Origin of the sequence: Aurantiacibacter xanthus, from assembly GCF_003584015.1 — a bacterium.
GTDB lineage: Bacteria > Pseudomonadota > Alphaproteobacteria > Sphingomonadales > Sphingomonadaceae > Alteraurantiacibacter > Alteraurantiacibacter xanthus.
Genome location: NZ_QXFM01000111.1, coordinates 31,124 through 57,923, shown reverse-complemented (window position 1 = coordinate 57,923; position 26,800 = coordinate 31,124). Strand labels below are relative to the sequence as shown.

Here is a 26,800-nt window from a genome sequence, read left to right as displayed (position 1 = left end):
TAGTGCCGACGCCAGCGGCGCGGCCAATCGGATTGGCTCTCGTTTCATTAGAATTTACGAAGTCTCGTGATCGCCTAGCAATCTGGCCTGTCCCTCGATCAGGTTGATCATCGTGGCCTGGGCTGGCGTGGGGCGCCAATCCGCGCGGAGCGTAAGGCCGATGGTGCGTGACGGGAGCGATGCCGCGCTCTCTATCTTCACGAGCCAACCTGCTTCGAGTTCTACGCTGACCTGGTCGGGAGACAGCAAGGTCAGGAAATCGCTTTCAATAAGAATCTGCCTCACCATCATCACGGATCCGCATTCGATGGGAACGCGAGGGGGCTCTACGCCCGCTGTCTCGAATATCGACCGCCAATGGTTCCGCAGCGGCGTGCCTGCGGCCGCGACAATCCAGGGGAAGCGCGCCAGGTCGGCGATAGTTGGCGCTTCCGCTGCTCTTGCGAGCGGATGATGGGCTGCGGCAAGAACAATAAGCGGATCGTCGAACAAGGCCGTTTGCGTGATGTCCGCCGAAACCCGCGGCCTGACGGCGCCGACCATCATGTCGATCTCACCGTCATGCAGAGGCCCCGCAAGCTCAGCGTAGGATCCCTCGACAACCACCACGTCTATGTCGGACTTAACGCGATGAAAGGCCGCGATCGCGCTGGGCAGGACGCGGGCGCGTGACAGTGGCATCGCCCCGATCGTGATCCGTCCGGTCTCCTGTCCCCGCAGAGCCGCCAATTCCACGTCGGCCGAACGCAGTTCCGCCAGCGCCAACCGGAAGTTACGGGCAAGCGCAAACCCCCGCGCCGTGAGAACTACCCCCCTTCCCCGCCGCTCGACGAGGGTCTGTCCTAAGGCAAGCGAAAGATCGCTGACGGCACGGTGCACCGACGCCTCGCTCAAATCCATGGCCGTGGCCGCGCCCGCGTAGCCGCCGGCGCGCGCGAGCGCGAGGAAAGCGGACACCTGCGCTGCGGTAGCCCGCGCTTGTCCCACGAGCCGCATGATCGGCGCGGCGCGATATGCCAGAAGCTCCGCCGCCGGCGTGGGTATCATCTGGCCAGGTTGCCGCTCGAACAGCGACGCTTCGAACCGCCGCTCGAGCTTTGCGATGCCCTGCGTGACGGCGGGCTGCGTAAGATGGACGGCGCGTGCGGCGGCCGTGACGCTGCCCGTCTCCATGATCGCAAGGAAAGCGCGCAGGTGGCGGAGATTGACGTTGAACCGTTCCATGGACGTGACTTAGCAAATTCTTATCAGACAGGCATAGAACCCATTTGCGGCTTGGCGCGCCATGGGGTCATTCTTTCGACTGTTCTGTCAAAGGAGAAACACCTTGTCCGGTATCGTCGTTCAGTCGATCGAGCGTGCGGAAGCATCCGTGGTTGACGGTCTGGCCCTGTGCGGGGTTGCGACCGTCCATGAGGCGCAGGGCCGCACCGGGCTGATGGCGCCGCATATGCGTCCCATTTACGCAGGCGCGCGCATCGCGGGCAGCGCGGTCACCATCTCGGCGCCCCCGGGCGATAACTGGATGGTGCATGTCGCGATCGAGCAGCTTCAGGCGGGGGACGTTCTCGTGCTGGCGCCGACCAGCCCCTGCACCGACGGCTATTTCGGCGACCTGCTGGCGACCTCGGCGCAGGCGCGGGGCTGCCGCGGCCTCATCATCGACGCCGGCGTGCGCGACGTGCGCGATCTCACCCAGATGAACTTCCCGGTCTGGTCAAAGGCGGTTCATGCGCAGGGCACGGTCAAGGCGACGCTGGGTTCAGTAAACGTCCCGGTGGTCTGCGCCAATGCTCTGGTCAATCCCGGAGACGTCGTCATCGCCGACGACGACGGCGTGTGCGTCGTGCCGCGAGCCGATGCCGCCGCAGTATTGAAAATGGCCCAGACGCGCGAAGCCAATGAGGAGGCCAAACGTCAGCGGCTCGCCTCGGGCGAGCTCGGTCTAGACATATACGAGATGCGCGGCCGCCTTGCCGAGATGGGGCTGAAATATGTCTGACGGCACGCACGTCATGTGGATGCGCGGCGGCACCTCGAAGGGCGGCTATTTCCTGAAGGAAGATTTGCCCGCCGAGACCGCCGCGCGCGACGCGCTGCTGCTGCGGATCATGGGGTCCCCTGATCCGCAGCAGATCGACGGCATGGGCGGCGCCGATCCGCTGACCAGCAAGGTCGCAGTGGTCGGCAAATCGGCGCGCGAGGGCGTCGACGTCGATTATCTCTTCCTGCAGGTATTCGTCGACCAGGCGATCGTCACCGATGCGCAGAATTGCGGCAACATCCTTGCCGGGATTGGCCCATTCGCGATCGAACGCGGGCTCGTCCCCGCGCAGGACGGCGAAACCAAGGTCACCATCTTCATGGAGAATACCGGCCAGATCGCGGTCGCGACCGTGTGCACGCCGGGTGGCAAGGTCACCTATGCAGGCAAGGCGCGCATCGACGGCGTGCCGGGCACCCATGCGCCGGTGCCGTTGGAATTCCGCGACACCGCCGGTTCGTCCTGCGGCGCGCTGCTGCCGACCGGCAACGCCTCTGACGAGGTGAACGGCGTGTGCGTCACGCTGATCGACAATGGCATGCCCTGCGTGGTGATGAAGGCCGAAGATGTCGGCGCCACTGGCTATGAAAGCCGGGAGGAACTCGACAATGCAGCCGACCTCAAGGCGAGGATTGAGGCGATCCGCCTTGCCGTGGGCGAGCGCATGAACCTCGGCGACGTCCGGGAAAAGTCGGTGCCGAAGATGATGCTGGTCGCCCCGCCGCGCGAGGGCGGCGCCGTCACCGTGCGCAGCTTCATTCCGCACCGCGCCCATGCGTCGGTCGGCGTGCTGGGCGCGGTCAGCGTCGCCACCGCTTGCCTGATCGAAGGCTCGCCCGCCGCCGAGGTCGCCTCGATCCCCGAAGGGCAGCGCAAGACCCTTTCGGTCGAGCATCCCACCGGCGAGATGACCTGCGTCATGGATTTGGACGAAGCGGGACAGGTCAAGACCGCCGCGCTGCTCCGCACCGCGCGCAAACTGATGGACGGAGAGATTTTCTGATATGAGCGACACGCAGGACCGTATCATCAGCTGGCACCCCAGCCCGTCCAGACCTGCCTACACCCCTCCGCCTGGCGCAGTGGACGCCCATTGCCATGTCTTCGGACCGATGGCCGATTTCCCGTTCAGCGCGAAAGCGAAATATCTGCCTGGAGATGCCGGGCCGGACATGCTGTTTGCCCTACGGGACCGCTTGGGCTTTTCGCGCAACGTGATCGTGCAGGCCAGTTGTCACGGAACCGACAATAGCGCGACGCTGAACGCGATCGCCAGGTCGGAGGGCAAGGCCCGCGGCGTCGCCGTGGTCGATCCCGCGATTTCCGACGCGGAGCTGGAAAGGCTGCACGAAGGCGGCATTCGCGGCGTGCGGTTCAATTTCCTCAAGCGCCTCGTCGACGACGCGCCAAAGGACAGGTTTCTGGAGGTAGCGCAGCGCATTAAGGGGCTGGGCTGGCATGTCGTCATCTATTTCGAAGCGGACATTCTTGAAGAGCTTCGCCCTTTCCTCGATGCGATCCCTACCTTGATCGTGGTCGACCATATGGGGCGGCCGAATGTGGCGCCGGGACCGGAGGGACCCGATATGCTCGCCTTGCGCGGGCTGCTCGACAGTCGCGAGGATATCTGGACGAAAGTGACATGCCCCGACAGGCTTGATCCCAACGGGCCACCATGGAATGACTTCGCGCGCGCCGTCCGCCCTCTGGTGGAGGATTATCCGGATCGGGTGCTGTGGGGCACCGACTGGCCGCATCCGAACATGCAGGATGCCATCCCGGACGATGGCGCGCTGGTCGACATCATCCCTCGTATCGCCCCGACGGTTGATCTGCAGCGCCGCCTGCTGGTGGACAATCCGATGAGGCTCTACTGGCCGGATTGACGCTTCTCGAAGTCTTGCCATTCACAAAGATGAATGGATAGGCAAAGGAGCCTGAGGCCCTCAGCTATGCAAACGCGATCGCGTGAATGCACTCCATCGGCTGCTTACCCGGACCGATCCCGTCAAAGTCATCAACGAATTGGCCCCTGTGCATTGTAGGGACACAGATTCACGGTAGGCATCGACGTCAGGGGTAGCCAACTATTTGCGCAGGTTCTCGATGCCAAGTTCGCGCCACATCCAGGTGAAGTCGTAGGTGGCCATCGGGTCGTTCGCGTCGAGTTGGCTGCTGCTGCGGTTTTCGAGATGCTTGAGCCACCCGGCTACTCGGTGCCGGCCTGCGGCCGTTTGAACGGCTGCGCGCGGGGTGATGTCGCCGAGTATGCCGATGGGTTCATCGAGCGTCGCGCGGTACTGACGGTCGAGCATGGCATGGATGAGCGGGGTTGCCACCTCTGGCGCAATGGCGGGTGCCGGTTCGGACATTGTCAGTCCCTCGGCCCGCGCCGCCATGGCCTGTTCGACCGTCTCGATCGTGGTCAGCGGCGAGCCGACCAACCCGGCTAGCGCATCGGTCATGAGCGCGGTGCCGCGTTTCGCCCGCTCGGCCGAGGTGACGGCGAGAATCAGGGCGCGGCCTTTCAATTCGACATTGCCGAGCACCGGGGTGCCGTCCGCCATCGTCACACCCCACGCCATACGCCCGGTGCTCTTCGCTATTCCGTTCGGTTCCTCGCCCAGCCAGTTCCAGAAGTGCGTGGTTTCCCGCTGAAGCGCAGGGATAGTATCGAGCCGCTCACCGACCAGCGCCTGGGTCACGCCGCGTGCGAAGGGAAAGCGCACGCGGTGGAACACCACTTCCTCGCCATCACTGTTGTGCAGCGTAGGGATCGACGCCGGTCCCATGGTCTTGGGAACGACATCGAACAGCCATGCCATGCTGATGAGGGCTGGAAGCGCAGCAAGATCGTCGGCGTCTAGGTTCAACGCGGTGCGCGGGCTGCGCTTGCCCTTCGAGCGCCGCAGATCGGCGACGAGCGCCTCGGCCGCCTCCATCGTGAACGACAGCACGCCGCCCGACAGGAGGTGCTTGCCTCCGACCTGCACGACGCGGGCACCGATCCTGTCCCATTGCTTCAGCGTCTGCGAGGCGCTGCGCTCGGATACTCGAAGTGGCTCGTCGCCCTGGATCAGGTCGCGCACAAGGAAGCCGCTCCCGGGCTCGACCTCGCTGACTTCGTAGAGGCTCATCACCGACGATCGAAGGGCACGCAGGTAGATTTTGGTCGAGCCGCTCTCGTTCCAACCCCGGCGCCGAATATAGTCATCAACAATGTTCCGGTCCCCGGGTTCGATGGTGCGCGTGAGCAGATCCTCGAACGCGCATCCCCACAACACGCCGGCCCAATGATCGCCGACGATGTCTGCCAGCTCGTCCGCTTCGAAGTCGAACTCCTCCATCGCCAGACCGAGATGATCGCCGAGCGCCTCGCCCAGATGCTCGCCCCAGGCCGGCGAGGTGGCGAACTTCATGACGCCGGACAGATCGTGACCACGCTTCATGCCTGTTCCCTCTGCTGCTGACTGAATTGCTGGCGGTGCGCGGCGACGATGCGCGAGACCGTGGGTTCGCTGACGCCGTACAACCGTGCCATCTCGGCACCGGACTTGCGACCGGAGGTGACGGATTCGGCGATTTCGCGACGCTGCTTGTCGCCGAGCTTGCGCCGTCGTCCGCCGATCCGCCCTTCGGCACGTGCCTGGGCAAGGCCGGCGCTGGTGCGTTCGCGGATCATGGCCCGCTCGAACTCGGCGAAGCTTCCCACCATTTGCATCATCATCCGCCCTGCCGCGGTGGTGGTGTCGATCGCTTCGGTCAACGAACGAAAGCCCGCTCCCGCGAGCTCGATCCGCTCCATGATGTGCAGCATGTCCTTCAGGCTGCGCGACAGCCGGTCGAGCTTCCAGACGACGACGACATCTCCCTCGCGCAACTGCCCGATCATCTCCAGGAGCTTGGGTCGGTCCCATCGCCCGCCGCTAGCGGTCTCCTCGAATACACGTTTGCAGCCGAGCGCGTCGAGCGCGCGCCGCTGCGTGGCGTTCGACTGGTCGTCGCCCTTCGACACGCGGGCATAGCCGATCAGATAGGATTCGCGCGTCATCCAGCTTCTTTCACAAACGGCCGTATCCGGAGGTGGAAACAGGATGCACCAATTTCCGCAGCCTTGGGCCTTTCACAATCCTCTTTCATTAAGCGGGCAAAAGGCAAGAGGTTTTTGAAGGATGAAACATGCCCGCACGTATTCCGATGACCCAGCGGCAGCGCGCCGCATTGCTTGCTTTGCCCGACAGCGAGGCGGCGGTGGTGCGACACTATGGCCTCGATGCCGAGGACCTTGCTGCAATCGGCACCGCGCGCACTCCGGCAACCCGGTTGAGCTACGCCCTGCAACTCTGTTGCCTCCGCTTTCCGGGGCGGCATCTGCGCGCAGGCGAGCTGTTGCCTGCGATCATGCTCGACCATATCGCCGAGCAGGTCGGGGTGGATGCAGGCGCCATCGCCGACTTCGCGCGGCGAGCGCCGACCCGCTACGATCAGCTTGCCGCCATCAAGGCGCGCTTCGGCTTCACCGATCTGAGCCGGCCAGCGCGCGGTATCATGATGACCTGGCTGGAAATCGAAGCCATGCCCATCGTGGACGGGCGTATTCTGCTCGATCGACTGCTCGACGAGCTGCGCACGCGGCGCATCGTTATCCCCGGCATCAGCGTAGTCGAGCGGATGGCGGCCGAGGCGATGCTGCGGGTGGAAACCGATCTGGTCGCTGCAATCCATGATAAACTCGATGCGGATATGCGTCAGCGCCTCGATACGCTGGTCGATGAGAAGGTGCATGATCGACAGAGCCGCTTGTCGTGGCTGCGCGAACCACAGCCCCGCGTCGCGTCAGCCTCGCTCGCCGAAATCCTTGAGAAGGTCGCTCTGATCCGCAGGACCGGAATTTCCTGTGTTCCGGTCGATCCCCTGCACGAGCCACGCATGACGCAGTTCGCCCGCGAAGGCGTGCGCTATACCGCCCAGGCCTTCCAACAGATGCGCGCCTCCCGCAGGCGGGTCATCCTGCTTGCTACGCTGCGCGAGATGGAAGCCACGCTTACCGACGCGGCGATCGCCATGTTCGGCGCCTTGATGGGACGCGCTCACCTTCGTGCCCGCAAACGCCTGGAACAGGGAATCGCGATTTCGGGACGCGAAGGCCGTGACCGACTGATGCGCATCGCCACCGTGCTGGAAACAGTTAGCCGGGTAGCACGCACCGGTGAAGATATCGGCGCGGCCCTCAGGGATATCGTGCCTCTCGACATGCTCGATGCCGATGCCGCGATCATCCGTCGTACCGCGGCACCTCACAGGGACGATGTGTTGAGCGAGATCGCAGCCGAATACCGGACCTTCAAACGAATAGGACCTCTATTCCTGCAAACGCTCGATTTCCACGGCCGGGCCGGCACCGCGGCGTTGCGCAATGCGATGACGGTCCTGTCGGATCTTGATGGCGACTGGCGCAAGCCGCTCCCTGCCGACGTTCCGCTCGGTCATGTCGAGCGGCGCTGGCACCGCCATGTCGTGGTCGCCGGCAAGATCGACCGGACGCATTGGGAGATGGCCACCTACGGGGCGCTCGCCAATGCACTGGCATCGGGTGATATCTGGGTGCCGAGGTCACGGCTGCACAGGTCGCTGGAGGTGCTGCTCGCGCCATCAAGTGGCGCAGCGCTGCAACCGGTGTTCTCGCTCGGTGATCCACACGCATGGCTCGATCAGCGCGCCGCGCAACTCGACAAAGCCTTGTGCGACGTCGCCCAGAATCTGGCCGGACGTGATGCTGCCCTGTTCGCTGGCGAGCGATTGCGCTTCCCCAAGGAACTGAAGGACGATGATGCCGGGCACGACGAAGGACGGCATCTGACGCTTGCCTGCTACGGTATGCTGCCTGCCACGCGTATCACCGACGTGCTGTCGCAGGTCGAACGATGGACCGGCTTCACCCAGCACTTCGGGCACGTCTCGACCGGGTTGCCGCCTGGCGATGAGCAGGCCTTCCTCGCCACTCTGATTGCCGAAGCGACCAATCTTGGGCTGTCGCGCATGGCCGAGGTATGCGGCGCAGGGTCACGCCGCGCGCTGCTGCGCATGCAGACATGGCACATGCGCGAGGAAACCTTTCGGGCGGCGCTCGCCTGTCTGACCGACGCCATCCACGCCGAGCCGATCGCCGCCTGGTTTGGGCAAGGACACCGGGCTTCCGCGGATGGCCAGGCCTTCTAGGCCCAGTCGGCCCGAAGCTGCGATTTTGGTCATCTTGGAGAACACGTCGGGAACGGGCTGGTTGTTGTTGACGATCGCCCATGCGAGGAACGACGTTCCGCTCCGATAAGGGAGCGGCGTTATGAGCCTTGGCGTTTCGAGTGGGGATCTGATCGGCTCCTGGAGCCTGAGTTTTTCGGACATCGCGTTCGTGACCGGCAAAGCGGAGACGGCACGACTGGGATTGGCGGTTCAGCTTAGATTTTTCGCCGGGCATGGCTTCTTTGTGCCGGATCATGCGTCGATACCCTCCGACGGTGTCTTGTATCTGGCGGAGCAACTTGGTCTCGATGCCAAATCCGTGAACCACTATGATTTTTCCGGGCGCACCGCCCGCCGGCATTGCGCGGAGATTTTGCGGCATCTCGGGTTCCGCCGTATGACGCAGACGGATCGCAGGGCGTTGTCGAGGTGGATTTCCGACGATCTTTGTGCGGGCGGGCAGCCGATCAATGCCATGCTCGAGCATGTTTTCCTGTGGTGCCGCGACCGCCGTATCTATGGGCCGTCGCGCAAGGAGCTGGAACGCCTCGTCCGTTCGCAACGACACCTCTATCTGGAGGCCCTGTTGGCCCGAGTCCGCGATCGGCTTGCGCCGGATGCGGTCGCCTTGCTGGAAGCCTCGCTCGCCGATCCCGATGGCCCGACCGGCTTCAACACGATGAAGGGGGATGCAGGTCAGGCGACGCTCGAAAACATTCTTGGCGTGACCGCCAAACTCGCCTTTATCCAACGGCTTGCTCTTCCCCGAGATTTCCTATCGGTCACGGGCAAGGCATGGGTCGATCAGATCGTTCGCCGGGTTGCCGGCGAGAAAGCCTCGGAGATGCGCCGGCATGTACCGGCGCGCCAGCTCGGGCTCTATGCCGTTTATCTGATGGCGCGGGAAGCTCAGCTTACGGATGCGATGGTCGACCTGCTGATCGAGACGGTCCATAAGATCGGATCGCGCTCGAAACGCAAGGTGGTGGGCGATATCGCGAAAGACATCGAGCGGGTCTATGGCAAGGAGCGACTCCTGGTCGAGATTGCCAGCGCTTCGATCGACGATCCATCCGGGCGCATCTGCGATGTCATTTTCCCAATCGCCGGCAAGGACAAACTGGCGGCGATCATCAAGGAAAGCCAGGCAAAGGGCGCCTTGGATCGGCGGATCTACAAGGTGATGCGGAGGTCATGGGCCAATCATTATCGCCGTATGCTGCCAAGCCTGCTTTCGGCACTGGAGTTCCGGTCGAACAACGCCGTGTGGCGTCCGGTGCTGGCGGCCCTGGACTGGATCAGAAGCAAAGTGGATGATGGATGCCGCTACGTGCCGCCGCACGCAGTGCCGGTCGACGAGGTCATTCCGGCGAGATGGCGCAGTTCCGTCATTGATGAAGAGGGGCGCGTAAACCGGATCAGTTATGAGCTTTGTGTCCTCGCGCAACTGCGCGATCGCATCCGTTCTAAGGAAATCTGGGTTGTCGGGGCGGACCGATACCGCAATCCCGATGACGATCTTCCCAAGGACTTCGATGCGCGGCGAGAAGCATATTACACAGGATTGAACCTGACGGCGGATGCGCGTGCATTTTCAAGCGCCATCCGGGAAGAGCTTGCTCAGGAACTGTTGCTCCTCAATGCCAATATTCCCCGGAACGACAAGGTTCGGCTGCTGTGGCGCGGCGAGAACCGTATATCTCTCACCCCGTTCAAACCCTTGCCCGAACCCAGGGGTCTCGCCTCGATCAAGACCGAGATCGGCCAACGCTGGCCGATGACCGGGCTGCTCGACGTACTGAAGGAGGCTGCCCTTGATACGGGACTTCTCGAAGCGTTCGAAACATCGGCCTCGCGTGTTGCACTGCCGAAAACCGCGCTGGATCAACGTCTCCTGCTATGCCTCTACGGCCTGGGAACGAATGCCGGGCTCAAGCGGATCGCCGGCGCCACCCCCGATGTCAGCTATGAAGAGCTGCTGCATGTCCATCGCCGCTTCGTTCATGCCGCGGCGCTCAAGGAGGCGTGTGCCAGGGTTGCGAATGCGACCCTGGCAATCCGCAATGCTGCAGTCTGGGGGGACGCCGGCACGGCCTGTGCGTCAGATTCCACAAAGTTCGGAGCCTGGGATCGCAACCTGATGACGGAATGGCATGCGCGTTATGGTGGACGGGGCGTCATGATCTACTGGCATGTCGAACGACGCGCGACATGCGTCTATTCCCAGCTCAAGCGCTGCTCTTCCTCCGAGGTCGCCTCCATGATCGAGGGCGTGCTGCGCCATTGCACCGACATGGAAATCCAGCGACAATATGTTGATAGTCATGGCCAAAGCGCGGTTGGCTTTGCATTTTGCCGGCTTCTCGGATTTGAGCTTGCACCCCGCCTGAAAGCGATCGCTCGCCAGAAGCTGGCTCTTCCCGATGTCGGCATGCGAACGCGGCTTCCCCACTTGCAGCCGATCCTCTCCAGTCCGATCAACTGGGATGAGATCGAGCAGCAATATGACGAGATGGTCAAATATGCAGCCGCGATGCAGACAAAAACCGCCGACCCGGAGGCGATCCTGCGCCGGTTTAGCCGCTCCGAGGTGATGCACCCGACCTACAAGGCGTTGAGTGAGCTGGGCCGCGCGGTCAAGACGATCTTCCTGTGCCGGTATCTGCGCGAGGAGTCCTTCCGCCGCGAAATTCATGAAGGCCTGAATGTCGTTGAAAACTGGAACAGTGCCAATGGGTTCGTTTTCTTCGGCAAGGGCGGCGAGATCGCCACTAACCGCATCGATGAGCAGCAGCTCTCGGTCCTGGCGCTACATTTGCTGCAAGCGTCGCTTGTCTATGTGAACACCCGAATGCTTCAGAGCGTGCTGGTGGAACCGAAATGGACGGGCCGGATGACGCCGGATGATTATCGCGGCCTCACACCGCTGATTTACAGCCACGTCAATCCTTATGGCCGCTTCGACCTCGATCTGAATAGCCGGATCGATTTTGGGCGGCTTGCTGCCTGACCGGGGCCTTTCCGCTCGCACCATTTGGGTGCACCCGAACGTGACGATCGGAAGTGACATATACGACATGTCACAAAAGGGTGGTTCCGTCACCAATGTTACTGTACGAGGGCAAAGCCACCCTAATGTGACGGATTTGCCCATGACCCGCGTCGGCTACGCCCGCGTCAGCACCATCGACCAGGATCTCGACATCCAGGTTGCCCGGTTGAAGGCAGCGGGCTGTGAAATCCTCCGCTCCGAAACAGGCTCGGGCGCATCGCGCACTGGACGCACGGAGCTTGAGACGATCATGCAGTTCCTGCGCGCCGATGACGAACTCGTCGTCCTGCGTCTCGATCGGCTCGGTCGCTCCACACGCGATGTTCTCAATCTGGTTCATGAACTCGACCAGAAGGGAGCCTCATTGCGGGTGCTTGAGCCGGAGGTGACGACGGCCGGAAGCATGGGGCGGATGGTGATCACCATTCTGGGCATGGTCGCGGACATGGAACTGACGTTCATCAAGGACCGGCAGCGCGCCGGGATCGAGGCGGCGCGCGCCGAAGGCGTCTACAAAGGCCGGAAGAAAAACATCGATGACGATGAAATCCGACGCCGGATCACCGCCGGCGCGAGCAAGGCCAGCGTCGCGCGCGACCTCAAGATCTCAAGAATGACCGTCTATCGGGCGCTTGACGTCATTCCTTCAAGGATCGGGCTGCCGGAAAAGCCGCCTTCTGTCACCATCGCCCTGCATCTGACCATCGAGAACTTCAACAAGCATGGTCGTGGCAGAAAGCCCGCTCGCGAGCGCATTGAGGCGATGCTGGAGCGGGATTACCAGATGCAAAAGACCGGGAACTGCGATTACACGCTGACCGTCGCCTATGATCAGGGTGCCGATGGCGTCAGCCTCGATGATGAGATCGCATCTCTCCAGACAGAGATGTTCAACATCGCAGAGAGCTACAGGTGCTCGATCGAGACCGATGTTTACGAGATTGGAGGACAAGAGCGAGCCTGGTAGATCGCCATGTTCAATCTTTGTTCTTCAACATGGCCAAAATCGCAGCTTCGGGCCGACTGGGCCTTCTACCTGGGCGGGCCGGGCGAAGCCGGCGGAGCGGTCAACGCCCATTATGGTCGCGACCCAGTGGTCAAGATCTACACCACCATCACCGACCGCTACGCGCCGCTGCACCAGACGGTGATCGCCGGCACGGCAGGAGAAGCCATCCATGCGCTCGATGGGCTCCTCGGCCATGACAGCAACGCCGATCTGACCGCGCTGCACGTCGATGGAGGCGGCGTTTCCGACATCGTGTTCGCAACGATGCATCTCCTCGGGCTCGATTTCGAGCCGCGCATTCCTCGCCTGTCCGACCGGCGCCTCTACGCATTCGAACCTTCGAAGCGCTATGGCAGGCTTGCGCCACTGTTCGGTCACAGGCTCAACCGGGATCTGATCGTCAGCCACTGGCCGGATATCGAACGCGTCATCGGCGCGATGCGTGATCGCACCGTTACGCCCTCGCTGATCCTCAAAAAGCTATCCGCCTACCGCCAGCAGAACAGCCTCGCCGCGGCGCTCCGCGAGGTAGGACGGATCGAGCGCACGCTGTTCACGTTGCGCTGGTTCGACGATCCGGCGCTACGCCGCACGGTCACCGCCGAGTTGAACAAGGGCGAGGCGCGCAACAGCCTGGCGCGAGCGGTCGCCTTCCATCGGCTCGGTCGCTTTCGCGACCGTGGCTTGGAGAACCAGCAAACCCGCGCGGCTGCCCTCAACCTCGTCACCGCAGCGATCATCCTGTTCAACTGTCGCTATCTTGGGCACGCCGTCGAAGAAATGCGCCGCCGCGGAAGCCAGATCGATCCGGCTATGCTGTCTCGGCTCTCACCATTGGGTTGGGATCGCATCAATCTCACCGGCGATTATGTCTGGTCCGATCACCTCGATCTCGACGCCAATGGCCTCATGCCGCTGCTCATCAAACCGCTACCGTGAATCTGTGTCCGCATAATGCACAGGGGCCGAATTGCAGAAGATCGCGGCCATGCCCTGGCCGCCACCGGCCAACGGCGAGAGTTCTGGATGAACGCCCTGCGGCTAGCCGGGCACTGCCAATTTATGAACCTAGCACGAGAAGTCGCATGAAAGCTTCCGCAAGCCGACCACGACCGATCTGGACTATGCGATCCAAACGGTTGCCGAGCGGCCCGGGATTGATGCCAATGGGGCAAAGTCGCCAGCGCGCACCAGCGTAACCTTCCCAATCTTTCGCTGCTAACCCGGCCCGATTTGCGGAACCATCATCATCAATGTCGTCTCATTGTGATTGTGCACACCAAGAAGCGCAGCGAAGCACCGTCAACGTAGGATTACTCTAGTCCTGATTGCGCAGCTTCCGAAAGCCTCATACTGCGTCAATTCTTTCGCCTAACCGCACGCACAATTCGTCGAGCGATCTGACGACGAAATCTGCCTGCTCATCGGCATGTGCGCCAAAGTCGGTTGCATCTGAGAGACCAGTCGTCACACCAATGCTCGCGGCGGACGCGGCCCGCGCCATTCTCATTTCTAGCCCTGGGTCGTCACCCACGACGATCAATTTATGCGTCGCATCAGTCGGCAGACCCATCAAAGATCGGGCGCAATGCAGTGCTGCGAGCGATGGCTTGCCGAGTATGACAGGCTCGATCCCCGTCATCGCGGTGATGGCCGCATTAATCGCGAAGCTAGTTCCGATCTTGCGCCCGCCCTCCGAAGCGAAAAAGGGAACATTGGACGCCGTTGTGAGCTGCGCGCCGTCTTCGAGGTCCGCGAGCACCGCCTCCAGATCGTCGAACGTGAATGCGCGGTGATAGGCGACATAGACAGCCTCAACCGCGCAAGAAGGAGCGGCATTTTCGACGACTTCGATACCAGCGGCACGCAGCGGCACGAATGATTCGCTACGCCCCAGCGCCCTGACTTTGCGGATCCCCCGTTCAGAAAACCAATATGCAGCGGCCGTCGTCGGCGTCATCACAGCACTGTCAGGCACCTTCAACCCGGCAACGCGCAGGTTATACGCATATTGAGCCGGGGCTATGGCAGACCCATTGGTGAAAATCCTAAAGGGCATGCCGCGCGCTGTAAGTTCTTCCAGCAGCACTTCTGCGCCCGGAAGCGGGCGATATCCAGAACTGGCGCTGTCGCCAAGTACAAGCGTGCCGTCCATGTCGAAAATGAAACCCGATGCACCAGCAAGCCGGGCAGCCAAGCCGTCAAGCGATTCACTGACCATTACATTTTGCCCGCGGAAGCGCCAGAATGAAGTGCCAATCGTAAACCTTTTCTGTCGATTACGACATCTTTCAGGGTCGGGTTAGCAATAAGTTCTCGTAGCAATTTCATCAACGGCGCAGCCTCCGGAGTATAGGTTGCGCGGCTGGGTCCCATCGCAAGCATTGCGTCGACCTGATCCGCCGGCATCACGGCGCGCAACAGAAATTCCTCATCGTCCAGATGCGCGCCAAACTTGCGACGGAGATCCGAATAGTCAGGGAAATCCGGTTCACCAGCTATCTCCTTTGCCCGCGGTCGATCCATGATGACATCCAGGATCACCGGATCGATTGGGCTCGTCGGACGCCCAAGCTTGCCCATTGCATAGCGCAAAATCTGATCCGATACCTGAACGTACCGCTGGCCGCTGACGATATTTGTTGTCGCCTGCGTCATCACCATCTGGGGAAAGGGCGTTACCATGATAGGATATCCAAGTTCAGCACGAACACGCTCCGTCTCTTCGACTACCGCGCCAAAAAGGTGCTCGAGCTTCAGTTCACTCAGTTGTCGACGAGTGGTGGTCATCACCCCTCCCGCGATCTGGTGACGCAGAAAACTGGCATCGAAGGCTTGAGGCGTGCCCGGTTGGAGGCCTTCCGCCTTAGCCAGACGCCACCAATAATCGGTAACGTTTGCTAGAGCCCTGTCATCGATCGGCACACTATGGCCTGCTTCCCGCAAATTCGCGACAAGCCTACCGGCCTCGGGCAACGAACTGCCATCCCCGAGGGGGCCGATACCGACATGAATGCCATCGACAGCTCCGCAATCGGCGGCCGCCAAAGCGGTAAGTGGACCATAACCGATCGTGCAGTGCGGGTGGACTTCCAGCGATTTCCCGCCGATCACCGCCTTGATCGCCGGTGCGAGTGTCTTCACGCGATCTGGAGATAGCAGGCCGCCCGGATCTTTGATGTAGAACAGGTCGATATGGGGCGATCTGGCGAGTTTCGCTGCGAAATCTGCATAGAATGCATCATCGTGCACGGCAGAGAGGGTGAATGTCAGCGCCGCCATAACTTGCGCATCACCCTCTTCTTTGATGAGCTGAGCTGCTTCAAGAACCGCATCTATGTCATGCATGGGATCAAGAACAATGAAGCGGCCGATGCCATTATGTTGGAGCCGGCGATAGACGATTCGCATAAATTCGGGACCAGCCTGCTGCCAAGCAATGAATCGTAGGCCGGTGGTGATAAATTGAAGCGGTGTGTTGGGCATGGCAGCCCGGACACGCCTGATACGCTCCCAGGGATTGTTACGGAAATAACGCACTGCTACGGCCATGTGGGTCGATGATGTGAAATCGATTGCTCTAAAGCCTACGCGATCCATCTGGCCGGCGACCTGGAGGATCTTTGCTGTATCGAGGCCTGTCGCGCCCCACAGCGACTGGTTGCCATCGCGCACCGAAACGTCGACGAGATTTATTTCAGCCATTGTTCAAATTTCCGAAGAAGCGGGTGTCGACGTCGCCGGCACGGAATCGCGGATCAGCCGCGATAATGGCGTGAAGCCCAGCTGTTGAATCCATGCCTTCTAGCTCGAATACCGATAAGGCAGCAGTCAGGCGCTCAATAGCCTCGGCTCGGTCGTTGCCATGGACAATGAGCTTCCCGGCGAGGGAGTCGTAAAAGGGCGGGACGAGGCCGCCATTGAATATATGGGTATCGACGCGTATGCCTTCGCCCGCCGGCCACTTGGCCGATGCGGCGCGCCCGGGCGAGGGCTGGAAATCTTCGCGCCAGTTTTCGGCGTTGATGCGCACCTCAATGGCATGACCGCGAGGCCGTATCATCTCCTGTGTCAGCGCCAATTTGCTACCGGCTGCTACTAACAGCTGTTGCTCAATCAGATCGACGCCGGTGATCGCTTCCGTTACGGGATGCTCTACCTGGATACGCGCATTCATCTCTAGGAAATAAAAATCGAAAGTAACGGCATCTACCAGAAATTCGACCGTACCTGCTCCTCGATATGCCAGAAACTTGGCCAAATCGACCGCCGCCTGCTCGATAGCCGTGCGCTTGTCATCGGGAAGAAGGGCTGCTGGAGCTTCCTCGACCAGCTTCTGGAAGCGGCGCTGTATCGAACAGTCGCGCGTGCCCAGATGAATCGCATTCACACCATCGCCAAGCACCTGCACTTCGATATGCCGGCCGCTCGTGATAAAGCGCTCGACGTAGATGCGTGGATCCCCGAAGGAAGCCTGCGCTTCAGCCATGGCAAGATCGATCTGACCATCTAGCTGCGATTCATTATCGACTCTTTTCATTCCCTTACCGCCGCCCCCGGACACAGCTTTGAGCAATAGCGGATAGCCCGTTTCCTGCGCGCGCCTTCGCGCTTCCTCCTTATCGCCTGCCTCACCGCCCGGGACCACCGGGAGGCCCGCTTCGATGCCGACCTTACGCGCCATCAGCTTGTCACCCATTGCCTCGAGGCTGGATGAGGAAGGGCCGACGAAAGCGATCCCCGCTTCCGCGCAAGCACGGGCAAGGCCCACATTTTCGGAGAGAAAGCCATAGCCGGGGTGCAGCGCATCCGCCCCACTTAGTTTGGTCGCGGCGATCACCTTGGCAACGTCGAGATAGCTTTGCGCCGAGGGAGCCGGACCGACCTTTACGATATGATCCGCCAGCCATGCGGCCGCGCTATTCAGATCCGCTTCGGACGCCCCAAGGACAGTCTCGATGCCCAGACGCTTTGCTGTGCGAATAACTCTAAAAGCGATTTCGCCGCGATTGGCAATGAGGAGACGCCTGATCATTTGACGAGCATCAAAATGGCGCCGGCATCTACCATCGCGCCATTCTCGACTAAGATTTCCGCGATCTCGCCTGCACAAGCTGCGGGGACGGGATTGAAGAGCTTCATGGTCTCGATGATACCGACATTGGATTCTGCCTCGACGCTGCTGCCGACCTCAACGAAGTATGCAGTTCCAGGAGCTGGGGAGCGGTAAAAGACGCCAGGCAAAGGTGCGCGAATGGCATGCATGCCTTCGGGAACCGGGATTTCTTCCTGACCCGACTGGGCAGTCGCCCCGGCAGGCGACGCTTCGTCTTCGAGCGACCACGCCTGGCTCCAGCCTTCCCCTTGACCTTCTCCTGCATCGGCCCTGCTGACGCGAAGCCGATAGCGATCGGTTCGGATGTCCAACCGATCATATTGACTGCCTTTCAGGATTGTGACGATTTCGTTCACATCCTCAGGACTTAGAGGCAGATCACCTTTCACGCATGCACTCCGATCTTGAGATAATCGCGGGCCGCGAGAATGATGCGGTCAGCAAACACTTCATCATTAAAGTGAGCATCCACCGCTTCGACCGGAATAGCGCTGGGAATGACTTTGCGAAGATATTCGGCGAAGGGGCCGGGCACATTGATATCGTGGAGATGCCCTTCCGGGCTGTCATGGCTGGAAAAGCCGCCCAACGGTACGAAAAAGCGTACAGGTCCTTTCGCTTCAATGACCATTTTGGCATAGTGATCGGCCAGATTTCGTAGCTCCTGCATCTGTGTGCGAACAGCAGTCAGCGCAGCATTATGCATGTGATAGCGCGTGCCTGGGAACCGCTTCTTAGCCTCCGCTAACGGCCCGCCGATGATGAAATCGGCATTGCCGGGAGCCAAGATCGTCGGAATGCCCTTTCGCAGCGCCGCCATCGCACGCTCAGGACCACCATCTGTAAGGCCGCCGTGAAGATGGTCGACGATTTCTGTTGCCGACAAATCGAGCACTAGAGCGACATCACGTCCTTCAACGATCGCATCGAGGGTTCCGCCGCCGCCGCCAGCACAATGGAACACCATGACTTCGTTGCCGTCGTCCTGAAGCGCTTCCCTTACACGTCGAACTGATGCTTCGGTAGTACCCAATGTGGTCATAAGAACGAGAGGTCGATCTTCCCTCTGTGCGGCAGGGTCATAACCCTTCGCCATGCCAGCAATAGCGAGCGCGGCGTTGCGATAGACATCGCGGCTGATCGAATTGATGCCTGAGACATCCGTGACGGCATTGGACATTATGATGTCCTTCGCCCCTACGAATGGTGCAGTGAACCCCGACGCCATGGTGGAGACCATCAACTTGGGAAGACCATAGGGAAAGGCCTTCATGACCGCTGTGCCAAGCGTTGTTCCCATCGACCCGCCGATAGAGATAATGCCGGAGAAGGGTTGCGCCTCATGATGATGAAGGGCAACTCGGATAGCACCCTCGATCATCACAGCCTGGCATTTGCCCTCATGACCAAGCGCACGCACTCTCTCAATGCTCCACCCCGCCGCTTCAGCAACCTCTTCGGGTGGAATCTCGGGGCTTCCGACCGTACGCCGCACGCTTGGATCGAGATGGACTATTTCGCATCCAGCTTCTTCAAGGCAGGTTCTGAGAAAACGTCCCTCGAATTCTTTCGTGTCGTGGGTGACGATCATCAGAACAAGTGGCTTCTTTCCAACCATCCTCTTCTCCATTATAGCCCGCTGATTTGCGCACGCTGATAGACCGGCTCCATCATTCAAGAATTCGGGGTACTCAGGCCGAGGATCTCACGCGCCTCTGCGGAAGATGCGATGTCAATCCCCAGTTCCGTCGCGATGCGGCGGGTTCGAGCCACGAGCTGTTCATTGGTCGCTAACTGCCCGCGGCTATAGTAAAGATTGTCCTCTAGGCCGACGCGCACGTGTCCGCCCAACAGCATAGCCTGTGTGGTCGCGGGCAGCTGCGCCGCCCCAATCGCCGACACACAGAAAATCGACTGCGGCGGCAAAGCCGCGATCATTGCCGCTAGGATATCGTGACTATAGGGCATGGCGCCTTGAAAGCCCTTGTCTGCGCCCAGGACCATATTGATGTAGTAGGGAGGCTTGTCATAGCCTTTCTGAATGAGTCGTGTTACATCCTGCAATATATGGGTTGGTGAAAATACCTCCCATTCAGGCTTGATGCCCCTGTCCGTCATACGCTGCACCAGCGTTTCGCAGCGGCTGGGCGGCGTGATTACGCATATTTCCCGTCCGCCATGGACGTCGACGAAGGTCATGCCATCGAAGGTCGCCATCTCCGCACCGGCTTCGCAGCCCTTTAGTCGTTCCTCGAAGCTTGATTCGAACAATCCGTCCGGCCTCTCGACAAGCATGTCACCGCTTGATCCGCCCCCGGTGGAATTGTTTATAATGATGTCGCAGCAATCGCGAATACGTCCGTTAATATCACGGTAAATATCCGCGTTACAAGTTGCGCCATCATCCGGCCTACGAGCGTGAAGCGCAGCAACTGCTGCCCCTTCCTTGTAAGATGCGTATACGGAAGCTGCAATTTCATCGGGTTGCGTGGGAAGAAGCGAACTCTGCTTCTTGGATGCCATGCCGCCCGTAGGAGCAACGGTGATAATCAGCTTGCTCACGACGAAACACCTTCATGGATGGAGGGAGTGGAAAGCGCGGACACGATTTCAGGGGGCAATGGAATGCCTCGCAATCTTCCGCTCTCCTGGTCGATGGCAGACCAAACGCGCTTTTCGAATGCCTCGATCGCCAGATCCTCACCTCTGAAGACGCGATGTGACACCTCAAAACTACTACGGCCAATCTTGGGAACGGAGGTATGCACCTGAATTTCTTCACCAAACCGACTGGGAATATAAAAACGGGCTCCGGTATCCACCATCGGAAAACCAACAATCCCGTACCTCTCAATCATAGCGCGCTTGTCAATACCGGTCACCATGCGAAAAATCGCGGCGGTGCAGCTGTCAAACATTCGGAAATACTGGGGATAATAAACTATCCCGGCGGGATCGCAATCACCCCAACTTATCTCAACGGAGATTTTATTTACAAACATGAGGGCATGTCTCACGCTATGCCGGACGCCGGACGTGTCGGCGCCGAATTAAACCAGTTCGAATTGAGATATTAGACCGTTTTGCAGGCCTAGTCTCATCAGACGCCCGCCTGCATCTAGCAACAGTTCATCGTCCCTCGCGTCCTTCAACGTCGCCGTGGCCACGCCAGCCTCTCTAAGCGAGCCAATCGCGTCTTCATGCGAACTGGAACGCGTCCCACCGGTGCTGCCCATTTGCAATTGAGCGGCAAGATACTGCCTTGCATTTGCGCCATGCTCATGGGCCAGCGCTGCTTGGAAAGCCTGAAACGCGGCTCGCTGAGTAACGTGAGCGCCCAAGCGCGGTAATTTACTCGTTCCATAGTTGACAGGCCAAGTCGCTGCTTTCAGGCGACGAATCCGATTACCTTCACACTCATATATGATAAAGAACTTCACCGTCATCATGTCGCCTGGCGCCAACGGTCCAAACGGAAAGTCTGGCCGCGACTTTAGTGCATGAAAATCCATGTCGATCTCACGAAAATGACCCGACGGGCCATCAAAGCCTGTGATAGGCCGAAATATCTCACGGATACCATTTCGAACGAAATGGAACAAATTCAACCATTCATCGCGGCCCGTCACCGTTTGACCGCCATCCTCCCAGACCACATCCTCCGTAAACCATTGATCCACGAGATTAACGTAATCCCCGGAATTGAATGCATCTATATATGTGGTGAAATCCATTGTTTTAATTCCCAACTGGTAAGTTTGATTAGACTTGGTTTAAATCGGAAACTGTCCTGGCAGGGTTTCAACTGTAATCCAGCGAGTTTCAGTAAAACTATCGATCCCCTGTTTGCCTCCGAACCGGCCATAGCCAGACGCTCCGGTACCCCCGAAAGGCATCTGCGGCTCGTCATGAACCGTGGGCCCATTGATATGACAGATGCCTGATTTGATCCTCTTCGCGAGCATCAACCCCTTTGCGATATCGCGTGTGAAGATAGCCGCAGAAAGCCCGTATTGGCTGTCATTGGCAATCTCCACCGCTTGGTCGGCATCGCGAGCACGGATTAAGGCCACGACCGGGCCGAAGCTCTCGTCGCGATAGAGATCCATTGCGGGAGTTACGCCATCAAGCACGATGGCAGACATCACCACATTGTCCCCTTTTCCGCCCGTCAAGATCTTGGCACCTTTCTCGATCGCATCGTCAACCAACTCGTTGACGCGGTTCACAGTGCTCATGTCGACCACCGAACCCAGCGGCGCCTTCCCTTCACGCGGGTCGCTCGCGACAAGGGTCGCCGTCTTTGATGCAAACTTTTCCGCAAAAGCCTCTGCGACTGCGTCAACCACGATAATTCGCTCGGTGCTCATGCAAATTTGGCCTTGGTTCATAAACGCACCAAAAGCTGCCGCCTTGACGGCTTCGTCGAGATCGGCATCTTCCAGAATCAGGAGCGGCGCCTTACCGCCAAGCTCGAGCAGGCAAGGTTTAAGATTTTCCGCCGCCCGACGAGCGATAATCCGACCGACATGGGTGCTGCCAGTAAAGTTGATACGCTTGATCTCTGGCGCGTCGATCAGCGCGCCGACTACTTCTGCAGCATCTTCTGGCGCATTAGTCACGATATTTACTACCGACTCGGGAAACCCCGCGTCAGCGAAGGCCTCGACGATAAGCGCGTGGGTATTTGGACATAATTCACTAGCTTTGAGGATCACCGAGTTCCCACAGGCAAGCGGCACCGCGATAGCACGAACGCCGAGAATAATCGGTGCGTTCCAAGGTGCTATCCCAAGCACGACCCCGACAGGTTCCTTCATCACAAGGGCCAGACAGCCGGGCTTGTCCGAAGGAATTACTTCACCGCATATTTGAGTAGTCAGCGCTGCCGCTTCTCGGACTATACCGGCAGCAAGTTCCAGATTGAACAATGCCCAACCACGTGTGGACCCAGTCTCTTGCATCATCGAAGCAACAAACTGGTCCTTGCGGGCCTCCAAGGCCGATGCCGCCCGCAGCAGAACCATGCGACGAGTGTTGGGACCCAGCGCTGCCCAGACCTTTTGACCTTCGGCAGCCCTATTGCCTAAGTTCGGAATGTCAGCGGCCTGCATAGCCTCAGCCGAGGATGCTACTTCGCCAGTGAGTGGATTGATTCGTTCAAACCGCATGTTTCCACCTCTTTAGTGGTAAATAGAAGATCAATGGAGAAAGCAGGCCGTCCCTACGAATCAGAAATTAAATCTAGCTCGAATTCCGTAAGTCCGAGGAGCTTCAAGTGTAACTACAGGAAGACCGACGATTGGTTGTACAAACGAGGTCGCCTTTAACGTCTCGTTCTCGATATTATCGATATACACAGCAACAGAGTAGCGGTTTTCAGGGCCGCGCCATGTCAAACTCGCATTCGACATCATATATCCTTGCTGAGCGAGATCGTCCAGCGGGTAGGCGTCGTTATAGGCTGTCAGTCGTTCGTTTTCGGGACCAAAGAACCATTCGTTCCCGACGATCGCGGAAAATTCCGTGAGTGCTGCGCGCATTGACGCCTCAGTCACGCCGTTAGGCAATATCATGGTCATACTCCCGGAACCCAAGTCGTGTGAAAGGCGCTCCTGAGACGAATCGGCAATCGGGCCGTTGCAAGCGGCCCCTCGGAGATGGCGCGCGCGTCGAAGATCAGCAGATCGGAACGGTTTTGGTCATGTCGATCGGCGATATTGATATACCAACCTTCATCTTCGCCAGGCCCGCGCGGGATGAACGCGCCCTCCTGGAAGCTAGTCTCGTCAGTCCCGTGATAGGTTTGGACTTCGCCGGTCGTCAGATCGATTTTGCCGATCATGTTAGCGCCCATGTAGGTAGGGCCGGCCATCAATATCCGCCTCTCCGGATCCACCATTGAGATATAGGCGTAGCGATAATCCCGACCGACGCATCGCGGATCGATGAGCGGCAGCTCACCGCCATATGGGGCCAAACTCTTCGATGAGAATCCTCCATCGACGGCGTTCGACGTCATGTCGAAAGACCAACGCGTGGGATAGGGGACGCCATCCTGAGGATCCGCGGCCGATCCTGCGATGTCGCCGATGTAGGGGAAGCCATTCCGCTTGGAGATCATCATATCGAGATGGACTATTGTGCCTTCGTTAAAGCCGTTGATGACGTGAAAGCCACACGACGTAGGCACTTTGAACCATCGGATATCGGTCGTACTGCCGGCTCGCGGCATAATGCCAACCCAACTAGGCAAACTCCCGTCCCACTTCCAATGATCCCCACCTGCCTTCAAGCGCTCGGGATCCATTGTCGTCGGAAAGATTGGAAAGATCACGTAATCAGTCGTGATCGCGAAGTCATGGACCATCCCGACATATGGGGGATCGAACCACTCTTCTTTAACAAGATTCCCACTTTTGTCCTCGATCAGGAAGCACATTGGCGACGAACCATCACCTTCACATTCATAGCTAAACAGAAGAAGCTCACCCGTAACGGGGTCTATCTTCGGGTGGGCTGTAACTGTTTTACTTTTAAGCTGCCCATTCCAAGTGAAATCGCCCAAGGTGGCTAGAGTGTCCGGATCGACAGCCATCGGCACATGGTCCTCCTTGAGCACCAGGAGACGGCCAGCGTGCCAAATTGGCGCGGTATTTGCGGTCCCTCGGCTTTTCCCGGCGACTTCAGGTTTATCAGTCCACGGATTGCGATATTTCCCATAGAGAGAACGTCGGGCAGCCCGCTCAGCTTTCCATCTTTCGGTCTGAATATAGCGCATCTTGAAATCGACATGGCCGTTCTCGAAGTTAAACATCGAGATCATCCCGTCCCCATTCACGTAAATGTCGTCTCCCAGATATGGCGGATATTGGGGATCCGGGCCGGAGCGATACCATCTACCATTAAGATCCGGGGGAACATCACCCTCCACCTCAAGATCATATATATCGCATTCAATTCTACTTGGAGTGTTGTATCCACTGAAAGAGAGACCGTCAGGAAATAGCTTAGTCATGAACGCATGCCTTTTTAAGTGTTACGCGCCTGCGCTTTGCTGCAGGAACATATTCAGCGAATAAAACATTATGAAGTTTGACTAGCGGCGCGAATAATCGTGTATCGGTTGGGATTGAGGACTCGCCTATATTCGATGGCCGCCCGTCGCTCCCACTATGAGGCACCTTCAGACGAGATCGGCACGAGTCCGCCATTTCACGACGCGTACGCGTAGCGTTGCCGCGTTCGCATCGCGGCGCTCCTATCACCATACATCCTCTCCTAACTTCCCAAACCGCTGCGTCCCTTCATCGGGATCATGCAAGCTATGAGCGATGTTGTCGGCGCATACATTGCAGGCGAGATTTACGATGTCAAGTGGAGAAGCGAGGCGGGTAGCCGTAGTTCGTGAGACCTCAATCGAACGCGCCACCTTCGGCTTCCAGATTGGGGAAGGGCCTGAAATAAAGTTTCGCGCAGTTCAGCGGCCAACTAAGTCGTGATCTGTAATTTGCGATCGCTTGGCGGTTGTCCCTTGAGGGTCTCAAGGATCTGCCCGCACTCGCCGACCCTGAGGCCGGTGGTGCTGTATCGGGTCTCACAAGGCCGGACGTTGCATTGACTTGAAGCGAGCTCGGCGGCCCATCCCTCGACCTTCGCAGATCATCCGACCCTGCGTTCCCTCGCGGGACACCGAAGTCGACAAGCTTTCTCACCGCAATCGGGAGGCAGGGGCGCAGATGCTCGCGAATGTCCGACAGATCGACAAAACCGGTCAATCGAGCGCAGCAGATGATCCGCCGGCACATGCCGCTCCAGGCTGAAGGTGTAGAACAGCGCCTCCTGCGCCACTGTCAGCTCGCCCATCATCGACCCGTCTCCGCCACTCGCGCAGACTGAATCAGGACACCGGCGCTACTTCAAGGCCGAGTCTTTTTAACGGATAGGGACGATAGCCGAATGTGGCGCACAGGCCGCGGATCGTGTTGTCGAGAAGCCGGTGTACGCCAGTTGGGCAAGGCTGGCCGCATCATGCGGATCGGTCTTGTTCGCCTTCATCGCCTTCAGGCTCTGGTGGGCCTGACGCGCGTCGATGCAGATGATCGCGACACCAAGTTCGCGCAGCCCGAGCGCAACCGACGGACTCATCCGGCCCGTTTCGATCACAGCGCGCTCAATGGGACCATAGCGCTCCAGCACCGCGGCGATCGCCTCTGACGTGCTGTCTACGCATTGCATTCCAACCTTGCGCCCATCGGCATCGACGACGCAGACGTGCGACGTTTCCATCGACAGGTCCAATCCGGCATAATTTCGGATCGAACGGTTCCGCAGCATAGCCACCTACTACGACAGGTACCCCAAGAACAATCTCGTCGCCATCAAGCTCGTCTGTACCCACATCTGCGCTGTGAAATCCGCAGCCCAGGCGGAGATACGACCTTTGAAATTTATGAATATGCCTGCGCACCTCCAATCTGACCCATACACATTCGATCGGGTATTTGGCTGCTGCGGATTTATCGACCGCTTGTCCGTAATCATTGAGAATACCCGAGGTTTCTGCCAAACTCCTCGCATGAGCAAAGATCGTCCCTACCACCATGGAGAGCTTCAGAGTGCGCTCCTTGACCTTGCCGTTGTTGAAATCGAACGGGTTGGCTACGGTAACCTTTCCCTTCGGGAAATGGCCGCCGCAACCGGGGTGTCTCGGGGAGCGCCTTATCGACATTTTGCTAACAGACGCCGTTTCCTGGAAGCCCTGATCTCTCATGGATTAAGGATGATTAATGACGGCTTGGCCCAAGCAGCCGAGCCTTATGAAGCGCCTATCGAAAAGGTACGTTCCGTATTTGATAGATACCTTCGGTTTTCCGAGGAGCATCCGCAATTATATCAACTATGTTTTGCAGCAGATATATTTATAGATCTCCCGGCGAGCGACGATTATATGCGAGACGTACAGAATAAGTTTAATATATTTTCTAATTATATATCTCTTTTGGTGCCGAAACATGATGAGCATTATTTAGAGGCTCTTGCAATTTCTTGCTGGTCTCTCCTGCACGGATTTGCGATGCTTTCGACCACCCGCCGCCTTCAACACATTTTGCACGATAAAAAGTACGATACTCTATGCAGATCATTTGTGATTGAAAAATGCCTTTCTTTGCCAAATGTTATGCCACGAGTGCGGCATGGAACTATGGTTATCGGCGCCGATTAGACCCCGATTACGAAGTACGCCTAGAAAGTTATGTAGATTATATATGGTGAGTTCCGCTATTCGTGATTTGGATAATTAGGCGTGCAATTTTCGACTTGATCATCTGTCATCCA

Annotated in this window: 21 protein-coding genes and 2 pseudogenes; 8 read left to right on the top strand and 15 right to left on the bottom strand. The window is 59.0% G+C overall.

The genetic code is table 11. From position 1 onward, the window contains the following. Positions 1–54: 54 nt before the first annotated feature. Complete coding sequence (locus tag D2V17_RS12615) at positions 55–1,224, bottom strand: LysR family transcriptional regulator (RefSeq protein ID WP_022684011.1); 1,170 nt, start codon at positions 1,222–1,224, stop codon at positions 55–57. A gap of 103 nt (positions 1,225–1,327) precedes the next feature. Here D2V17_RS12615 and ligK point away from each other — a divergent pair, with 103 nt between their 5' ends. Genes ligK through D2V17_RS12600 form a run of 3 tightly spaced genes read left to right on the top strand, consistent with a single transcriptional unit; the run spans position 1,328 to position 3,930 of the window. After that, positions 1,328–2,002, top strand: a complete 675-nt coding sequence (ligK, locus tag D2V17_RS12610) for a 4-carboxy-4-hydroxy-2-oxoadipate aldolase/oxaloacetate decarboxylase (protein ID WP_022684010.1) — start codon at positions 1,328–1,330, stop codon at positions 2,000–2,002. Further along, a complete protein-coding gene (locus D2V17_RS12605) occupies positions 1,995–3,047 on the top strand; it encodes a 4-oxalomesaconate tautomerase (protein WP_022684009.1) in 1,053 nt (350 codons plus the stop codon). Before ligK ends, D2V17_RS12605 begins: the two co-directional genes overlap by 8 nt. 1 nt (position 3,048) lies before the next feature. Then, the gene (locus D2V17_RS12600) at positions 3,049–3,930 is read left to right on the top strand and encodes an amidohydrolase family protein (protein ID WP_022684008.1); all 882 of its coding nucleotides are present in this window, start codon (positions 3,049–3,051) and stop codon (positions 3,928–3,930) included. A gap of 201 nt (positions 3,931–4,131) precedes the next feature. On the opposite strand, the gene D2V17_RS12595 is transcribed toward D2V17_RS12600, so the two are convergent. Together D2V17_RS12595 and D2V17_RS12590 are read right to left on the bottom strand one after the other, a co-directional pair. Continuing rightward, on the bottom strand, positions 4,132–5,493 hold the full coding sequence (locus D2V17_RS12595) for a DUF7986 domain-containing protein (RefSeq protein WP_119593179.1): 1,362 nt from the start codon (positions 5,491–5,493) through the stop codon (positions 4,132–4,134). Further along, complete coding sequence (locus D2V17_RS12590) at positions 5,490–6,095, bottom strand: recombinase family protein (RefSeq protein ID WP_021226800.1); 606 nt, start codon at positions 6,093–6,095, stop codon at positions 5,490–5,492. The genes D2V17_RS12595 and D2V17_RS12590 overlap by 4 nt, the downstream gene beginning before the upstream one ends. A gap of 128 nt (positions 6,096–6,223) precedes the next feature. On the opposite strand from D2V17_RS12590, the pseudogene D2V17_RS12585 reads away from it, so the two are divergent. The 4 genes and pseudogenes from D2V17_RS12585 to D2V17_RS12570 all read left to right on the top strand — a co-directional run. Continuing rightward, positions 6,224–8,260, top strand: a pseudogene (locus D2V17_RS12585) (Tn3 family transposase); the annotation flags it as partial. Between the two features lie 124 nt (positions 8,261–8,384). Beyond that, entirely contained in the window at positions 8,385–11,294 is a 2,910-nt protein-coding gene (locus D2V17_RS12580; protein ID WP_006961814.1) for a Tn3 family transposase, read from the top strand. Positions 11,295–11,436: 142 nt separating this feature from the next. Continuing rightward, positions 11,437–12,303 (top strand): recombinase family protein, encoded by an 867-nt coding sequence (locus D2V17_RS12575; RefSeq protein WP_006961816.1) that lies wholly within the window; start codon positions 11,437–11,439, stop codon positions 12,301–12,303. 60 nt (positions 12,304–12,363) lie between these two features. Next, a pseudogene (locus D2V17_RS12570) lies at positions 12,364–13,284 on the top strand (Tn3 family transposase); the annotation flags it as partial. Positions 13,285–13,693: 409 nt separating this feature from the next. Here the strand turns inward: D2V17_RS12570 and D2V17_RS12565 are convergent. The 12 genes from D2V17_RS12565 to D2V17_RS12505 form a co-directional block, all read right to left on the bottom strand. Beyond that, positions 13,694–14,566: an HAD-IIA family hydrolase gene (locus D2V17_RS12565; protein WP_006961053.1), complete on the bottom strand. Its 873-nt coding sequence runs from the start codon at positions 14,564–14,566 to the stop codon at positions 13,694–13,696. Then, a complete protein-coding gene (locus D2V17_RS12560; RefSeq protein WP_006961055.1) occupies positions 14,566–16,050 on the bottom strand; it encodes a biotin carboxyl carrier protein in 1,485 nt (494 codons plus the stop codon). The genes D2V17_RS12565 and D2V17_RS12560 overlap by 1 nt, the downstream gene beginning before the upstream one ends. Continuing rightward, on the bottom strand, positions 16,043–17,380 hold the full coding sequence (locus D2V17_RS12555) for an acetyl-CoA carboxylase biotin carboxylase subunit (protein WP_006961056.1): 1,338 nt from the start codon (positions 17,378–17,380) through the stop codon (positions 16,043–16,045). The genes D2V17_RS12560 and D2V17_RS12555 overlap by 8 nt, the downstream gene beginning before the upstream one ends. Further along, positions 17,377–17,850: an acetyl-CoA carboxylase gene (locus D2V17_RS20990; protein ID WP_006961057.1), complete on the bottom strand. Its 474-nt coding sequence runs from the start codon at positions 17,848–17,850 to the stop codon at positions 17,377–17,379. Before D2V17_RS20990 ends, D2V17_RS12555 begins: the two co-directional genes overlap by 4 nt. After that, positions 17,847–19,052, bottom strand: a complete 1,206-nt coding sequence (locus D2V17_RS12540; protein ID WP_245978701.1) for a Tm-1-like ATP-binding domain-containing protein — start codon at positions 19,050–19,052, stop codon at positions 17,847–17,849. The genes D2V17_RS20990 and D2V17_RS12540 overlap by 4 nt, the downstream gene beginning before the upstream one ends. Before the next feature lie 83 nt (positions 19,053–19,135). Beyond that, entirely contained in the window at positions 19,136–20,023 is an 888-nt protein-coding gene (locus D2V17_RS12535) for a beta-keto acid cleavage family enzyme (RefSeq protein WP_022684417.1), read from the bottom strand. Beyond that, complete coding sequence (locus tag D2V17_RS12530; RefSeq protein ID WP_220474117.1) at positions 20,020–20,478, bottom strand: acyl-CoA thioesterase; 459 nt, start codon at positions 20,476–20,478, stop codon at positions 20,020–20,022. The genes D2V17_RS12535 and D2V17_RS12530 overlap by 4 nt, the downstream gene beginning before the upstream one ends. A gap of 33 nt (positions 20,479–20,511) precedes the next feature. Next, positions 20,512–21,195, bottom strand: a complete 684-nt coding sequence (locus D2V17_RS12525) for a nuclear transport factor 2 family protein (protein WP_022684419.1) — start codon at positions 21,193–21,195, stop codon at positions 20,512–20,514. 39 nt (positions 21,196–21,234) lie between these two features. Next, positions 21,235–22,632, bottom strand: a complete 1,398-nt coding sequence (locus D2V17_RS12520; protein ID WP_022684420.1) for an aldehyde dehydrogenase — start codon at positions 22,630–22,632, stop codon at positions 21,235–21,237. 60 nt (positions 22,633–22,692) lie between these two features. Then, a complete protein-coding gene (locus D2V17_RS20985) occupies positions 22,693–23,004 on the bottom strand; it encodes a hypothetical protein (RefSeq protein ID WP_220474116.1) in 312 nt (103 codons plus the stop codon). A 35-nt stretch (positions 23,005–23,039) separates the two neighbouring features. Then, positions 23,040–24,479 carry a carotenoid oxygenase family protein gene (locus tag D2V17_RS12515; protein WP_022684422.1) on the bottom strand — a complete coding sequence of 480 codons (1,440 nt, stop codon included), beginning with the start codon at positions 24,477–24,479 and terminating at the stop codon, positions 23,040–23,042. Between the two features lie 917 nt (positions 24,480–25,396). After that, entirely contained in the window at positions 25,397–25,750 is a 354-nt protein-coding gene (locus D2V17_RS12505; RefSeq protein ID WP_220474115.1) for an IS110 family transposase, read from the bottom strand. A 289-nt stretch (positions 25,751–26,039) separates the two neighbouring features. Between D2V17_RS12505 and D2V17_RS12500 the strand changes: the two genes are divergently transcribed. Then, complete coding sequence (locus D2V17_RS12500) at positions 26,040–26,687, top strand: TetR/AcrR family transcriptional regulator (protein WP_159368312.1); 648 nt, start codon at positions 26,040–26,042, stop codon at positions 26,685–26,687. Positions 26,688–26,800 lie beyond the last annotated feature (113 nt).